Annotated in this window: 13 protein-coding genes and 1 pseudogene; 6 read left to right on the top strand and 8 right to left on the bottom strand. The window is 72.3% G+C overall.

The genetic code is table 11. The annotated features are described in order from the left end of the window. Nucleotides 1-113: 113 nt before the first annotated feature. Nucleotides 114-1,535, bottom strand: a complete 1,422-nt coding sequence (locus ACFY1U_RS46735; RefSeq protein WP_390700185.1) for a PLP-dependent aminotransferase family protein — start codon at nucleotides 1,533-1,535, stop codon at nucleotides 114-116. Between ACFY1U_RS46735 and ACFY1U_RS46730 the strand changes: the two are divergent. After that, a pseudogene (locus tag ACFY1U_RS46730) lies at nucleotides 1,526-2,371 on the top strand (DMT family transporter); the annotation flags it as partial. The gene ACFY1U_RS46735 and the pseudogene ACFY1U_RS46730 overlap by 10 nt on opposite strands. Nucleotides 2,372-2,464: 93 nt before the next feature. Here ACFY1U_RS46730 and ACFY1U_RS46725 read toward each other — a convergent pair. Together ACFY1U_RS46725 and ACFY1U_RS46720 are read right to left on the bottom strand one after the other, a co-directional pair. Continuing rightward, nucleotides 2,465-3,295, bottom strand: a complete 831-nt coding sequence (locus tag ACFY1U_RS46725) for an alpha/beta fold hydrolase (RefSeq protein WP_390700184.1) — start codon at nucleotides 3,293-3,295, stop codon at nucleotides 2,465-2,467. Nucleotides 3,296-3,405: 110 nt separating this feature from the next. Continuing rightward, nucleotides 3,406-4,059, bottom strand: coding sequence for an NADPH-dependent F420 reductase (locus tag ACFY1U_RS46720; RefSeq protein ID WP_390700183.1), 654 nt, complete (start codon nucleotides 4,057-4,059; stop codon nucleotides 3,406-3,408). A 111-nt stretch (nucleotides 4,060-4,170) separates the two neighbouring features. Here ACFY1U_RS46720 and ACFY1U_RS46715 point away from each other — a divergent pair, with 111 nt between their 5' ends. After that, complete coding sequence (locus ACFY1U_RS46715) at nucleotides 4,171-5,055, top strand: RNA polymerase sigma-70 factor (RefSeq protein ID WP_390700182.1); 885 nt, start codon at nucleotides 4,171-4,173, stop codon at nucleotides 5,053-5,055. A gap of 189 nt (nucleotides 5,056-5,244) precedes the next feature. Continuing rightward, complete coding sequence (locus ACFY1U_RS46710) at nucleotides 5,245-6,006, top strand: GntR family transcriptional regulator (RefSeq protein WP_390700181.1); 762 nt, start codon at nucleotides 5,245-5,247, stop codon at nucleotides 6,004-6,006. A gap of 64 nt (nucleotides 6,007-6,070) precedes the next feature. Here the strand turns inward: ACFY1U_RS46710 and ACFY1U_RS46705 are convergent, their stop codons facing one another. The 3 genes from ACFY1U_RS46705 to ACFY1U_RS46695 form a co-directional block, all read right to left on the bottom strand. After that, nucleotides 6,071-7,228 carry an ROK family transcriptional regulator gene (locus ACFY1U_RS46705; protein ID WP_390700180.1) on the bottom strand — a complete coding sequence of 386 codons (1,158 nt, stop codon included), beginning with the start codon at nucleotides 7,226-7,228 and terminating at the stop codon, nucleotides 6,071-6,073. 206 nt (nucleotides 7,229-7,434) lie between these two features. Continuing rightward, the gene (locus tag ACFY1U_RS46700) at nucleotides 7,435-8,097 is read right to left on the bottom strand and encodes a response regulator (RefSeq protein ID WP_390700179.1); all 663 of its coding nucleotides are present in this window, start codon (nucleotides 8,095-8,097) and stop codon (nucleotides 7,435-7,437) included. A gap of 14 nt (nucleotides 8,098-8,111) precedes the next feature. Beyond that, complete coding sequence (locus ACFY1U_RS46695; protein WP_390700178.1) at nucleotides 8,112-9,269, bottom strand: sensor histidine kinase; 1,158 nt, start codon at nucleotides 9,267-9,269, stop codon at nucleotides 8,112-8,114. 108 nt (nucleotides 9,270-9,377) lie between these two features. Here ACFY1U_RS46695 and ACFY1U_RS46690 point away from each other — a divergent pair, with 108 nt between their 5' ends. Next, nucleotides 9,378-10,298, top strand: coding sequence for an ABC transporter ATP-binding protein (locus tag ACFY1U_RS46690; protein ID WP_390700177.1), 921 nt, complete (start codon nucleotides 9,378-9,380; stop codon nucleotides 10,296-10,298). A 2-nt stretch (nucleotides 10,299-10,300) separates the two neighbouring features. Further along, a complete protein-coding gene (locus tag ACFY1U_RS46685; RefSeq protein ID WP_390700176.1) occupies nucleotides 10,301-11,023 on the top strand; it encodes an ABC transporter permease in 723 nt (240 codons plus the stop codon). A gap of 148 nt (nucleotides 11,024-11,171) precedes the next feature. Here ACFY1U_RS46685 and mug read toward each other — a convergent pair whose 3' ends face one another. Both mug and purB read right to left on the bottom strand, forming a co-directional pair. Beyond that, nucleotides 11,172-11,723 (bottom strand): G/U mismatch-specific DNA glycosylase, encoded by a 552-nt coding sequence (gene mug / locus ACFY1U_RS46680; protein WP_390700296.1) that lies wholly within the window; start codon nucleotides 11,721-11,723, stop codon nucleotides 11,172-11,174. Then, the gene (gene purB / locus ACFY1U_RS46675) at nucleotides 11,720-13,162 is read right to left on the bottom strand and encodes an adenylosuccinate lyase (RefSeq protein ID WP_390700175.1); all 1,443 of its coding nucleotides are present in this window, start codon (nucleotides 13,160-13,162) and stop codon (nucleotides 11,720-11,722) included. Before purB ends, mug begins: the two co-directional genes overlap by 4 nt. A 501-nt stretch (nucleotides 13,163-13,663) precedes the next feature. Between purB and ACFY1U_RS46670 the strand changes: the two genes are divergently transcribed. Further along, complete coding sequence (locus ACFY1U_RS46670) at nucleotides 13,664-13,921, top strand: recombinase family protein (RefSeq protein WP_390700174.1); 258 nt, start codon at nucleotides 13,664-13,666, stop codon at nucleotides 13,919-13,921. Nucleotides 13,922-14,047: the final 126 nt, after the last annotated feature.

The following is a 14,047-nucleotide window of genomic DNA, read 5'->3' as shown; positions in this document are numbered from 1 at the left end:
AGCGCACACGGAAACCACAAGTGAACAACTGGCCACTGAAGCAAGGGAACTGGTGTGCGGTATCGGTGGCCCCGTCGACGCAAGGATTGAGCCATCTGCCGGTCGGCCGATGGTCATACGGCGGTGGCCTGGGCCATCAGCCGTATGCCGTCCCGGATGCGTGCGGGCGGCCGATGCGCGTACCCCAGAACCAGTTGTACGTCCCCGGTCCCGACGTGCCTGTGCGTGTAGTCCGCCAGCCCGCGCACGGCCACTCCGGCCGCCGTCACCCGATCGAGGAACCGCTCCGGCGGCCCGTACCGCTCCGGCAGCCGGACGATGACGTGGAGTCCCGCCGCGATCCCGGCGACCTCCGCGCCCGGGAAGTGCTCCCGCAGCGCGGCCACGAGCGCGTCGCGCCGTTCGCGGTAAGCCCGCTGGCAGCGGCGGAGCTGGCGGTCGTAGTCGCCCCGCTCGACGAAGCGGGCGAACTGCGCCTGGTCGAGGGCGGGATGGCCGAGGTCCATGGTGCGCTTGCGCTCGACGACCTCCTCGGCCAGCGCCTCCGGCACGAGCAGCCAGCCCAGTCGCAGGCCTGGGGCGAGTGACTTGCTGACGGAGCCCGTGTAGGCCACGTGCTCCGGGTCAAGTCCTTGCAGGGCGCCCACGGGGGCACGGTCGTAGCGGAAGTCGCCGTCGTAGTCGTCCTCCAGGACGAGCCCGTCCGCGGACCGCGCCCAGTCGAGCAGTTCGGCGCGGCGGCGCGCGGAGTAGGCGATCCCGGTGGGGAACTGGTGGGAGGGCGTCGTCACGACGGCCCGCACGCCCGAGTCCCGCAGCGCTCCGACGACGATCCCCTCCCCGTCCAGGGGCACGGGCACGGTGGTGACACCGGCCGAGGCATACAGCGCGTCGTGCTGGGGGCTGCCGGGATCCTCGACGCCGACCGTGCGCAACCCGCGCGCGTGGAGCGCGAATCCGAGCAGCGTCGTCGCCTGCGCCACCCCGGAGACGACCACGATCCGCTCCGGATCCGCGACCACGCCCCGGCGGCGCGCCAGCAGTTCCGCGAGGGCGGTGCGCAGCTGGGGCAGCCCGCGCGGGTCGGGATAGCCGAGGTCCTGGTGGGGCAGTTCGGCCAGGACCGCGCGCTGCGCCGCGGCCCAGGCGGCGCGCGGGAACAGCGACAGATCCGGTGTGCCGGGCACGAAGTCGGCATGCGCGCCGGGGGAGCGCGGCGCGAGATCACGCGCGCGGGGCGGCGCGGCCCGCACCGTGCCTCCCACCCAGGTGCCCGCACCTCGCCCGCTGCGCAGATAGCCCTCCGCCGTCAACTGCTCGTACGCCTCGGTGATCAGCCCCCGCGACACCCCGAGATCGGCGGCGAGATCCCGGCTCGACGGCAGCCGGGTCCCGGGCGCGAGCCTCCCCTTGCGCACCGCCTCACGCAGCGCCGCCTGCAGCGAACGTCCACGCGTGCGTGCCGGTGCGGAAGCGGCCGGCAGGAGCAGCTCCCAGGCGGGAGTGCCGGCCTGATTGGTCTCCGATGACGTCATGGAAATGGACCTTAAACCGGACCGCACCGCTGCCTAGCGTCGCTGCCATGAACGCCACCACCACCCGCGGAGCCCTCCTCGCCGCCCTCGCCTGTGTCCTCGTCGGCGGGTCCTTCACCGCGAACAGCGTCCTCGGCCGCTACCCGTACGCGGGCGGTCAGTTCCTGCGCTACGGCCTCGCCTGTGTGCTGCTTCTGCCGCTGGCCGGCGCGGGAGCGTCGGCGCGGCTGCGGCGGCTCGCGCCCCGCCAGTGGGCCCGCCTCGCCCTGCTCGCCGCCGTCGGGATGGTCGGCTTCAACCTGGCCGTCATCGCGGCTGAGCGCTCCGCGGAACCGGCGGTGCCCGGCGTCTTCGTGGGCTGCGCGCCCGTGGTGGTGGCCGTTGCCGTCCCGCTCCTGGAGGGCCGTCGGCCCCAACGCCGGGTTCTGTACGGCGCGTTGCTGGTCGCCTGTGGCGCCTTCACGGTTCAGGGGTGGGGGCGTACGGACGGCACGGGGATCGCCTTCTCGGCCTGCGCGCTGGCCGGCGAGGTCGGTTTCGCCGTGCTCGCGGTGCCCGTTCTGCGGCCCCTGGGCCCCCGGCTGCTGTCCGCCACGGTGTGCGGCCTGGCAGCGGTCGAGTCCGCGGCGGCCGGACTGCTCGCGGACGGCACTGCGTGGCTGCGGCGCCCGGACTCCACCGAGACCGCCGCTCTGCTGTGGCAGGCGGCGGTCGTCACCGTCGTCGGTTTCGTGTGCTGGTACATGGGCATGCAGCGGCTCGGCGCCGAGCGCGCCACGCTGTTCTCCGGTCTCATTCCGGTCGCCGCCGCCTGCACGGCCCCGCTCGTCCGAACGGGCTCCTACGGGGCAGCCCAGGCCGTCGGCAGTGCGCTGGTCGGCGCCGGAGTCGCCCTCGGATCGGGCGCGTTGAGCCTGAGACGGGCCGGGTCAGCGGCTGCCGTCGAGGATGACGCGGGCGACCAGCGCCGGATCGTCGTTCATCGGGCAGTGCCCGCAGCCGGGCAGCCGCACCAGCCGGGCCCGGGGGACGATCTGCTTGGCGCGCACCCCCTGGCGGCGTACGAGCAGCATGTCCCTGGTGCCCCAGGCCACGGTGACCGGGACGGTGGGGATGTCGTCGGTGAACCGGACCCTGCTGCCGGCCCGCAGGGTCGCGTCGAAACCCGTCGCCTGCGCCAGGGCCAGCGTCTCGGCGACCACCGCCTCGGGTGAACGGCGGCCCGGACGGGCGTAGATGGTGCTCGTCAGCATGGTGCGGCCGGCCGCCGAGCGGGACAACCGCTCCACCAGGGGCAGCGGCAGCCGCCGGGAGATGTGCCGCATGGCCAGCAGCACGCCGAAGGCGTAGCGCCGCTCGGCCTCGGACCAGAACCCGGCGGGGGAGAGGGCCGTCACGGACCGCGCGAGCTGCTCGCGGCCGAGCTCCAGGGCGAGCAGACCGCCGAGCGAGTTGCCCGCCACATGCGGACGGTCGAGCTCCAGCGCCTCGCAGAACGCGCCGAAGACGGCCGTCGTCGTGGACAGGTCGTAGGAGAGCCCGTCCGGCAGGGCCGGGGAGACGCCGAAACCGGGCAGATCCACGGCGATCACGTCGCGCTCGGTCGCCAGGATGTCCACCACCGGGTCCCAGGCCTGCCGGTGGTGACCGATGCCGTGCAGCAGGAGCAGCGGTTCGCCGCTTCCGACGCGCGCGTAGGAGACGGTCACGGGCTGCGGGCCCCCTGGAGAGGGGACCTTGAAGGAGACGGTGGCGGACATGGGGGTGCTCCTCGTCTGGGCTCGCCGGCGGACGCCGTGTAGACAGCTTGTCAGCAATTGCTACCGACGGGTAGCCCCTGGTGGTGGCAGACCTCCCGGCCGTACCGCTCTCAACGGCCCCTGCGCACCTCCAGGTTGAACTCCGCGTGCCCGAGATGCCGGAAGAGATCGAGCCACAGGGGCAGCAGCATCTCCACGCTGCGGGCCGACCGGATGCCGCCCAGGTCGAGCACCCGGTGGGGCGGCCACCCGAACTCCCCGAGCATGCCCCTGACCTGCTCCTTGGCGCCCGCGTCCTCGCCGCACACGAAGACTTGGTGCTCGCCCGGCACCAGCGCGGGATCCACCATCACCCTGGAGTTGACCGTGTTGAGCGTCTTCACCACGCGCGCGTGCGGGAAGGCGCGCTGGATCTGCTCGCCCACGCTGTCCGACTCGACGGGAGACAGCCGCACCTGCCCCTCCTCGAACGCCATCGGGTTCGAGACGTCGACGACGACCTTCCCGTCCAGATTCGCCGCACCGGCCGCCTCCAGCGCGGCGAGCGCCACCCGCCCGCCGACGGCGACCACCACCACCTCGGCGGACGAGGCCGCCTCCGCGAACGTGCCGGCCCGCGCCCGCGCACCCGCGCTCCGCGCCCACTCCAGGGCCGCGGGGTTGTCCTTCGTGCGCGAGCCCAGCGTCACCTCGTGGCCCAGCCGCGCCAGCCTGCCGCCGAGCGTGCGGCCGACGTCGCCCGTGCCCAGAACCGCGTACCGCATCGCCACCTCCGCAACTCCGGCCGCCGACCGCCGGCGGCCCGCGGGTCATTCTGCTCCGGGACACATGGATTTCTCCTGGACATGTCCGGACGCGTCGCATGGGATGGTGCCGTGACCACCGACACCGAGACCGACGTCTTCGAAGAGCACCGACCCGTCCTCCTCGGGGTCGCCTACCGCATGCTCGGGCGGGTGGCCGACGCGGAGGACGTGGTCCAGGAGGCCTGGCTGCGCTGGTCCGGCGCCGACCGCAGCGAGGTGCGCGAGCCGCGCGGCTACCTGGTGCGCATCACCACGCGCCTCGCCATCGACCGGCTGCGCCAGATCAAGGCGCGCAACGAGGCATACGTCGGCCCTTGGCTGCCCGAGCCCTATGTGACCGACTTCGGGGACACCGTCCCGGACACCGCCGAGCGGGCCGTGCTCGCCGACTCCGTCTCGCTGGCCGTCCTCGTCGTCCTGGAGTCGCTGTCGCCGCTGGAGCGGGCGGTGTTCGTGCTCCGCGAGGCATTCGGCTACCCGTACGCCGACATCGCCGTGATGCTCGACCGGGGCGAGGCGGCGGTGCGCCAGCTCGCCGGGCGGGCCCGCAAGCATGTCGAGGAGCGGCGGCCGCGCTACGAGGTCGACCCCGGCCGCCGCCGTGAGCTGACCGAACGGTTCCTCGCCGCCGCGGCGGAGGGGGACCTGGAAGGGCTCATGGCGCTGCTGGCGCCCGACGTGCGACTGGTGGGCGACAGCGGCGGCAAGTCCAAGGCGCCGCTGCGGGTCCTGGAGAGCGCCGACAAGGTGGGCCGGTTCCTCGTCGGGGCCGCCCAGAAGGGCGTGCCGGACCAGTCCTTCCGGTTCATGGAGCTCAACGGCGGCCTCGCGGTCGTCGTGCTGTCCGCGGGCAAGCCGGACAGCGTCTTCCAGGTGGACGTCTTCGAGGGGCGCATCCAGTCGCTCTACGTCATCCGCAACCCGGACAAGCTGCTCTCGCTGCCCTCCGCGTAGGCGACGGGGACGGTGCCGTACGAACAGAGTGTGAACCCTGTGCTGCGAGTGCCCCTGTCGCGCCCATGGGTTCCAGGATTGGTCTTGACCAAGGGTTTGGGCCGCCCTATGGTCGCAGATAAGTGCAACAACCTTTAATAAACAAGGGCGCTAAAACGCCGCCGGACCACGGCGATTGCGGAGGACAGGGTGGGGACCACGCAGTTGGAATCGGTGCCGGAACCGAAGTACTGGCATCTCAAGACCGTGCTCAGTGAGGCCTTGGACTCCGAGTTCTCCGTGGGCGAGATCCTGCCCAACGAACGCGATCTGGCCGCCCGCTTCGGCGTCGCGCGCGCCACGCTTCGGCAGGCCCTCGAGCAGCTCGAACTGGAAGGCAGGCTGCAGCGCCGCCGCGGTGTCGGGACGACCGTCGCCCCGCCGCGTGTGGGCGTCGCGGTCGGCACCGAGCAGCAGGCCTGGCCGGGGACCTCCGGGGATGACTGGCAGGCCGTCGACTGCACTCCCGCGGCGCCGCCCGCGGCCGTCGCCGCCGCACTGGGGACGGGCCCCGAGGAGACCGTGTACACGGTGCGCCGCTCCCGCGTCTCCCACGGTCAGCCCGTGGCCGCGGAACTGCTGTACGTCCCGGCGTCCTCGGTGCCGGACCTCTCCGCCATAGACGCGCCGTCCGGACCGGCACGCGCGCGTGCCGTGCTGCGCGAGCTGCAGCGCCTTGAGCTGGAAGGCCGGGAGAGCGCCGTCGAGCTCGGCTCCGCCCGCGCGGACGACGCCAAGGAACTGGACCGCCTCCCGGGGGCGCCCGTCCTCGTGGTCACCACCCGCTTCCTCGCCGACGGCCGCACCGCGGCACTCTCCGTCGCCACCTACCGCGCGGACACCTGCCGGCTGACCTTCGGTGACTCGGGCGGCGTGGAGATCCACCAGGGGCCCGAGCGCCAGGCCTCCTGAATCTCGCCGGACCTCCTGTGCCCCGGAACTCCTCCGGGGCACAGCCCTTTGCGGCGCCGCCGGCTCAGCGCCGCGCCGTCACCGTGCCCTCGACCGCGAACAGTTGCTCCTCCACGTGGTCCAGGGCGAGCCGCAGCGCGCCCGTCGCCACCGCCGCCTCGCCCAGCAGCGACAGGGCCACCTTCGGCGGGCGCAGACAGTAGCGGGCCAACTCGCGGCGCAGGGGCGCAAGGACGCCGTCCAGGCCGGCCGCCCAGCCGCCGACGACGACGAGCTCCGGGTCGAGCGCGAGGACCAGAGCGGCCACGTCGTGGACGAGCCGCTGGATGAAGCGGTCGACGGCCGCGCGGGCCCGCTGGTCGCCCTCGCGGGCCTGTGCGAAGACCTCGGCGACGGCCTGTTCGTCGAGCGGGTGCAGTGGTTCGTCCGTGGTGGACAGCAGTGTCTCGGGGGTCACCTCGCGGCCCAGCAGATGCAGCGCGCCGATTTCCCCGGCCGCCCCGCCGTACCCCCGGTGGAGCTGCCCGCCGATCAGCGAACCGGCTCCAGGGCTCAGCCCGGCCAGCACGAACACCACGTCGTCGGACTCGGTGGCCGCGCCCTTCCAGTGCTCGGCGACGGCCGCGGCGTTGGCGTCGTTCTCGACCAGCACCGGGCACTTGAAGGACCGGCTCAGCCGCTCGCCGAGGCGCAGCCCCGTCCACTCCGGCAGCGCCGCGCACAGCCGCACCGTGCCGTCGGCCTCGACGATGCCGGGTGAGGCGACCCCTACGGCCCGCAGCGAGCCGCGTGCGACCCCGGCCCGGCGCAGCAGTTCGGCCACCGCGGTGCGCAGCCGCTCCAGGCGCTCGTCCGCCGGAGCCGTCTCGTCGACGTCCTTGGCGACCGAGCCGAGCACCCGACCGTCCAGGTCGGCGAGGAGCGCGGCGACCCGGTGGGAGCCGATGTCCAGGCCCAGCAGATGCCCGGCCTCGGCCCGGAACCGGAAGCGCCGCGCGGGCCGCCCCTGCCGTCGCGCCACGCTCTCGTCGGCCGCCTTCTCGACGACGTAACCCGCCTCGATGAGCCCCTCGACGACGCCCTCGACGGTCGGCCGGGACAGCCCGGTGACACGGGTGATCTCCGTCAGTGTCGCCGCGTCCGTGGCACGCAGCGCGTGCAGGACCACCGCGGAGTTGATCCTTCGCAGCAGCGAGGGATCCCCGCCGGTCAGCCGCCCCAACGTCCCGTCCTCCCAGCTCGTGCGCGTGTTGGCCGGATCGTACCGGGTCGCTCCGCTGGGTTGTGCCGCTTGGCGGTGCCGCGATGGGTCGTCTTTCGTCTGCCGCGTCGTTGTGGCTGGTTGCTCCCCCGCTCTCGGCTGCGCTCGAGCGGGGGGACCCCGGAGCCGCATATGGACTCTGCCCCGCGCCCCTTTGGGGCGCTCGATCAGCCCGGGGCCACGAAGCCTGACTCGTACGCGGCGATCACGGCCTGGGTGCGGTCGCGTGCACCCAGCTTGGCCAGGATGGCGCTGACGTGCGACTTCACCGTCTCCGTGCCTACGACGAGCCGGGTGGCGATCTCGGCGTTCGACAGGCCCCGGGCCATCAGTCGCAGCACCTCGGCCTCGCGTTCGGTCAGGCGGGCTCGGTCCATCGTGGCGCGGGCGGCCCGGTTTCCGTCGCCGGCGCCGTATTCGGCGGCCAACTGCCGTACGGACGCCGGGAACAGCAGTGACTCGCCCTCGGCGACCAGGCGCACCGCGTGCACGATTTCGGCCGGGCGGGCCCGCTTCAGCAGGAACCCGTCGGCGCCCGCCCGCAGCGCCTCGTAGACGTACTCGTCGTTCTCGAACGTCGTCACGACGACGATCTTCGGCGGATCGTCGACCGTTCGCAGCACCGCGCGTGTGGCCTCGATGCCGTCCATCAGCGGCATCCGTACGTCCATCGCGACCACGTCGGGCCGCAGCTGTCGCACCAGGGGGATCACCGCCGCGCCGTCGGCCGCCTCCCCGACGACCTCGATGTCGGGCTGTGCCTCCAGCACGGCCCGCAGACCGGCGCGTACGAGGGGTTCGTCGTCGACGAGAAGAACGGTCACCGGCATCCGGCCAGCGTAGATCAACTCAAGGGGAGCTCCACATGTACCTGCCAGTCACCCTCGTCCGGGCCGGTCCGCGCGCGGCCGCCCAGCAGCGCCGCGCGCTCCCGTATCCCGCGCAGCCCGCTGCCTCGTCCGGGCCCCAGTATGGCGGCGGTCAGCGGGTTGCGCACCTCCAGGGCGAGCGCGCTGTCCGTGACCTCGATACGGACGCGCACGGGGACGGAATCCCCATGTCGCAGCACATTGGTCAGGGCCTCCTGGAGGATGCGATAGCCCTCACGGGAGACCGGGCCGGGTATCGACTCCAGCGGACCGGACACCTCCGTGTCGATCTTCGCTCCGGATGTGCGCGCGGACTCCAGGAGACGGTCCGCCTCGGCCAGCGTCGGACGGCTGCTCACCGGCCGCTCCGCCTCGCGCAGCACGCCGAGCACGCGCTCCAGGTCCTCCAGCGCGGCACGCCCGGTGTCCTCGATGGCATCCAGGGCCCGGTCGGTGAACTCGGGGTCGCCCGCCGCGCGGGCCGCGCCCGCCTGCACGACCGCCACCGTGAGGGCGTGCCCTATGGAGTCGTGCAGCTCGCGCGCGATGCGGTTGCGCTCCAGGAGCTGATCCGTGCGCTCCTCCAGAGCCGCCAGACGCTCCGCCGCGGACGGGCCGAGGAGCCGGCGGGCGATCGCGGTGATCAGCTCGCCCAGGCCGACCACGGCCCCGTAGAGGGCGAGAAGCGGCAAGGGCACCAACAGGGCGTACGCCCAGTGGGGTTGGGCCCCGCCCAGCAGGGGGACGGCGTCGCCCGGTGCGTGGCCGAGCGCGATGCGGACCAGCTCGTAGACCAGGGCCGGAAGCCAGACGCAGCTCGCCATCGCCACCGCGCCCAGCCCCATCCGCACCTCGAGCCACAGCACGGTCCGCAGCCGGTCCCGCCATGTCGCGGACGGGTTCACGGAGAGCCCCGAATCCTGCTCGCCCGGCGTCAGCAGCAGCCGCGCCTGCACGCCCTCGCCCATCCGCACGGCAGGAATGAGCCCGACCAGGAGGAGGGCAGCCGCTGGCACCCAGGGCGTCGACATGTCGATGAACAGCCACACGCTGACGACGAGCATCGGCACCCACAGATGCAGCAGCCGTGTGTAGGTCGTTCCCCGGAGCAACGGGCGCAGAAGGCGGGTCATTTCGTCATCGTGCCAGCGGCCACTGACAATGGGCCTCCCTCGCGCGGGGGAGCCGCTCTCCACCGGCGGGGGAGGAGATCACGCCGCCCGAGCGGCGAGGCTGCTGCCATGACCAGCATCGACGTCCAGAACCTCACCAAGGAGTACGGCAGCAGGCGCGCCGTGGACGGCCTGAGCTTCAGCGTCCGCCCCGGCCGTGTCACCGGCTTCCTCGGCCCGAACGGCGCCGGAAAGTCCACCACCATGCGGCTCGTCCTCGGCCTCGACCGGCCCACCTCCGGCTCCGCCACGATCGGCGCCCACCCCTACGCCGCACTGCACGAACCCCTGCGCCACGTCGGCGCCCTGCTCGACGCCCGGGCCGCGCACGGTTCCCGTACCGGCCGGGACCACCTGCTCGTGCTGGCCGCGAGCAACCGCATCCCGCAGCGCCGGGTCGACGAGGTGCTCGCGGAGACCGGCCTCGCATCGGTGGCACGGCGCCGTGTGAAGACGTACTCCCTCGGGATGCGCCAGCGCCTGGGCATCGCCGCCGCGCTGCTGGGCGAGCCGGCGGTGGTCATGCTCGACGAACCCTCCAACGGCCTCGATCCCGAAGGCATCATCTGGATCCGCGCGTTGCTGCGCCGGCTCGCGGGTGAGGGCCGTACCGTCCTGGTCTCCAGCCACCTCATGCACGAGACCGCGTCCTTCGCCGACCACCTCGTGGTCCTCGGACGCGGACGCCTGCTGGCCGACACCCCGATGCGGGAGTTCATCGACGCGCGCGTGCAGCCACGTGTGCGGATCCGGACGACCGACCCCACGGCGCTCAAGAGCGCGCTCGCCCGGCACGGACACGACGCCGTCGAGCACGAGGAGGGGCACTGGATCGTCGACCACGCACGCGTGGACGACATCGGACGCCTCGCCTCCGCCGCCGGTGTGCCGCTGCTGGAACTCGCGGCGGAGGAGGGCACGTTGGAGCAGGCCTATCTGGATCTGACCGGCGCAGAGGCCGAGTTCACCGCACGGCACCAGGAGGCCTGACCGTGGATTTCACCCCCGTACTCCACTCCGAGTGGCTGAAGATCCGTACGCTGCGCTCACTCGTCGGCTGCCTGGCCGCCGTCCTGCTCGCCACCGCCGCGTTCTCGGCGCTCGCCGGAGCCGACACTGAAGGGGCGTCCTCCGCCCCGCTGTTCTCGGTGTTCTTCGGCGTCGGTTTCGGGCAGATCGCGGCGATCGCGTTCGGCACGACCGCCGTCTCGTCCGAATTCCGGGGCGGCGCCCTGCGCGTCACGCTGGCCGCGGTACCGCGGCGTGGCCGGTGGTTCACGGCCAAGGTGGCGGCCGTCGCCATACCCGTCCTGGTGGTGGGACTGGTGACGGGAGGTGTGAGCCTGGTCGTCGGCGAGGCTGTCCTCGGGACGAAGGCGGACGGCCTGACCTGGGGCGAGGAACTGCGCGGAGTCCTCGGTTGCGCCGTCTATCTGACGCTGATGGCGCTGCTCGCGGCAGGATTGACGGCCGTGCTGCGCAGCGGCGTCGCCACGCTGAGCATCCTGATCCCGTTCCTGCTCATCGTGTCCTTCGTCGTCGGGGACATGTCCGGCTCCGTTGCCGACGTCCTGCCGGACCGGGCGGGACAGGTGGTGTTCCACGCGACATGGGACGGTGCCCTCGGACCGTGGACGGGGCTTGCGGTGACGGGGCTCTGGACGGCGGCCGCGCTGTTGGCGGGGGCGTGGAGCATACGGCGCCGGGACGCCTGACACGTCGCCAATTGTCAGTGCCGGCCGCTTTACTGGATCACATGGACAGGCCCCTGGCCGAGTGCGGACGATCTGGGCACGGGACGCTGGGTCAACCCGGCCGTCGCCGACCGCGACACCGAGGAGGAGCCCGGACTCCTCCTCATGGTCACTGAGGCAGACCCGCCCTGACCCGCAGCCTCCCGAACTCCTCGGCCATCGTCTCCACCGTCCAGTGCGCGTTCAGCCCGCTCGGATTCGGCAGCACCCACACCCGCGTCTCGCCGAACGTCCGCTCCTGCGGCCCCACCTGGGCCCTGCGGTTGTCGAACGCCGCCCGGTACGCGGTGACTCCCACCACCGCCAGCCAGCGCGGCCGCAGCCGCGCAACCTTCAGCGCCAGCAGCCGTCCGCCCTCGCGGTACTCCTCCGGACCGAGCTCGTCGGCCCGCGCCGTGGCCCTGGCCACGACGTTCGTGATGCCCAGCCCGTACGACAGCAACTCGCTCTGCTCCGACGGCTTCAAGAGCCTGGGCGTGAAGCCCGACCGGTGCAGCACCGGCCAGAAGCGGTTGCCGGGGCGGGCGAAGTGATGTCCCGTAGCAGCCGTCATCAAGCCAGGATTAATGCCGCAGAAGAGTACAGAAAGGCCGTCCGCGACCACGTCCGGGACGAGGCGGTCGCGGGCGGCCTCCAGTTCCGCCGCGGTGAAGCGGGTCAGAGGATCGCCCCCGGCGTGTAGCCCGCGGCCTGGGGGTGCTGCTTGACGATCTCCTCGATGTGGCCGACGACCACGGCGACCTGGTCGGCGGCGGCGCCCGTGAAGGACAGCTTGTCGGCCATCAGCGCGTCCAGCTGGGCGCGGTCGAGCGGGATGCGCTCGTCGGCGGCCAGCTTGTCCAGGAGCTCGTTGCGCTCGGCGCCCTGCTCGCGCATCGCGAGGGCGGAGGCGACGGCGTTCTCCTTGATGGCCTCGTGCGCCAGCTCACGGCCCACGCCCGCGCGCACCGCACCCATCAGCACCTTGGTCGTGGCCAGGAACGGAAGGTAGCGGTCCAGCTCACGGGCCACGACCGCCGGGAACGCGCCGAACTCGTCCAGCACCGTCAGGAACGTCTCCAGCAGACCGTCCAGCGCGAAGAACGCGTCCGGCAGAGCGACCCGGCGCACCACCGAGCAGGACACGTCGCCCTCGTTCCACTGGTCGCCGGCCAGCTCGCCGGTCATCGACGCGTAGCCGCGCAGGATGACCATCAGGCCGTTGACGCGCTCGCAGGAGCGGGTGTTCATCTTGTGCGGCATCGCCGAGGAGCCGACCTGGCCCGGCTTGAAGCCCTCGGTCACCAGCTCGTGCCCGGCCATCAGGCGGATCGTCTTGGCCAGCGAGGAGGGGGCGGCTGCCAGCTGTACCAGCGCGGTCACGACCTCGTAGTCCAGCGACCGCGGGTAGACCTGGCCCACCGAGGTGAACGCCTGCGAGAAGCCGAGGTGCTGGGCGATCCGGTTCTCCAGGTCGGCCAGCTTGCCCGCGTCGCCGCCCAGCAGGTCCAGCATGTCCTGCGCCGTGCCGACCGGGCCCTTGATGCCGCGCAGCGGGTAGCGGCCGAGCAGCTCCTCGACCCGGCCGTAGGCGACGAGCAGCTCGTCGGCCACGGTCGCGAAGCGCTTGCCGAGGGTGGTGGCCTGCGCCGCCACGTTGTGGGAGCGGCCGGCCATGACCAGCTCGCCGTACTCGCCCGCCAGCTTGCCGAGCCGCGCCAGGACCGCCACCGTGCGGTCGCGCATCAGCTCCAGCGAGAGCCGGATCTGCAGCTGCTCGACGTTCTCGGTGAGGTCGCGGGAGGTCATGCCCTTGTGCACGTGTTCATGCCCGGCGAGGGCGTTGAACTCCTCGATCCGCGCCTTCACGTCGTGCCGGGTGATCTTCTCGCGGTCGGCGATCGAGGCCAGGTCGACGGTGTCGAGGACCCGCTCGTAGTCGGCGATCGCCGCGTCCGGCACCTCGATGCCGAGGTCCTTCTGGGCCTTGAGCACGGCGAGCCAGAGCTGCCGCTCCAGCTTCACCTTCTGCTCGGGCGACCAGAGCGTGGCGAGCTCGGCGGAGGCGTAGCGTCCGGCGAGGACGTTCGGGATGCGGGGCTTGGCGGGCGCAGAAGTCACGTGTCCAGATTCTACTGGCGGTTTGTGCAGGCCAGCGCCACGGGTGTCTTCGGCGGAACCTACGAGACCTGCGTCACGCCGGGGCTCCGGCCGGAAGGTTCTCGCCCCCGCCGCCCCTTCCCTTCCCGTCCCTGGGGGCTGCGCCCCCAGACCCCCGCTTCGGCCTGAACGGCCTCGTCCTCAAACGCCGGACGGGCTGAAAGAGCAAGCCCCGGCCGGCGAAATTTCAGCCCCCGGCGTCCTATGCCGCCGGGCCCTCGTACGGCAGGAGTTCCGGGCGTTTGGCCGGGCGGCCGTCGCCGGACGGTGTGATGCCCTGCGGCCAGGGGGCGGCGCAATCCGAGCACTAAGGGAGCACCACCCCGATGGCCGTCAAGCCTCTCATAGACCTCTACGTGCGCAAGCAGTCCACCGACACGCAGGAAGACTCTGGGCGTCGTTGGGCCGACCGCAACGGCTACACCGTCCGTCGTAGAGATCATCGGCAAGCGCCGTCAGCTCGTGCCTGACCCTGGTCCAGCCAAAATCGTGCAGGAGATCTTCCAGCGGGTGAGCGCTGGAGAATCTGCGCGAACGATCTCCGGTGACCTGAACGCACGAGGCATTCCGGGGCCATCTGGGGGCGCGTGGCAGCACGCAGCTTTGGTCTCGTGCCAGCCGTTGCGGTGGTGCCCAGCCGTTCCGGCGGAACCGGCGGACGACCGGCAGCGCGGCGTACCCGCTGAGCCATCTCCTCGCTCAAGATCACCGTGGCCGTAACACGCGGGGACTTCCACTTGACACGGTCACCATATCGGTAACAGTGTATCCATTATGAGTACCTGGTCCGAGCCCCAGCCTGATTCCCGGTTCGTCGAGGTGGACGGCCTGCGGATCCACTACAAG

This window comes from Streptomyces sp. NPDC001351 (assembly GCF_042896045.1).
Classification (GTDB): domain Bacteria; phylum Actinomycetota; class Actinomycetes; order Streptomycetales; family Streptomycetaceae; genus Streptomyces.
Note: the sequence above shows the minus strand (reverse complement) of the source record. Positions and strands in the feature narration are given on the sequence as shown.

Excerpts from the sequence above, each read along its gene's own strand:
- ACFY1U_RS46725 (WP_390700184.1), bottom strand. The coding sequence starts at position 3,295 with ATGTCCGCCACCGTCTCCTTCAAGGTCCCCTCTCCAGGGGGCCCGCAG.
- ACFY1U_RS46690 (WP_390700177.1), top strand. The coding sequence starts at position 9,378 with ATGACCAGCATCGACGTCCAGAACCTCACCAAGGAGTACGGCAGCAGG.
- ACFY1U_RS46695 (WP_390700178.1), bottom strand. The coding sequence starts at position 9,269 with ATGACCCGCCTTCTGCGCCCGTTGCTCCGGGGAACGACCTACACACGG.
- ACFY1U_RS46735 (WP_390700185.1), bottom strand. The coding sequence starts at position 1,535 with ATGACGTCATCGGAGACCAATCAGGCCGGCACTCCCGCCTGGGAGCTG.
- ACFY1U_RS46720 (WP_390700183.1), bottom strand. The coding sequence starts at position 4,059 with ATGCGGTACGCGGTTCTGGGCACGGGCGACGTCGGCCGCACGCTCGGC.
- ACFY1U_RS46700 (WP_390700179.1), bottom strand. The coding sequence starts at position 8,097 with ATGCCGGTGACCGTTCTTCTCGTCGACGACGAACCCCTCGTACGCGCC.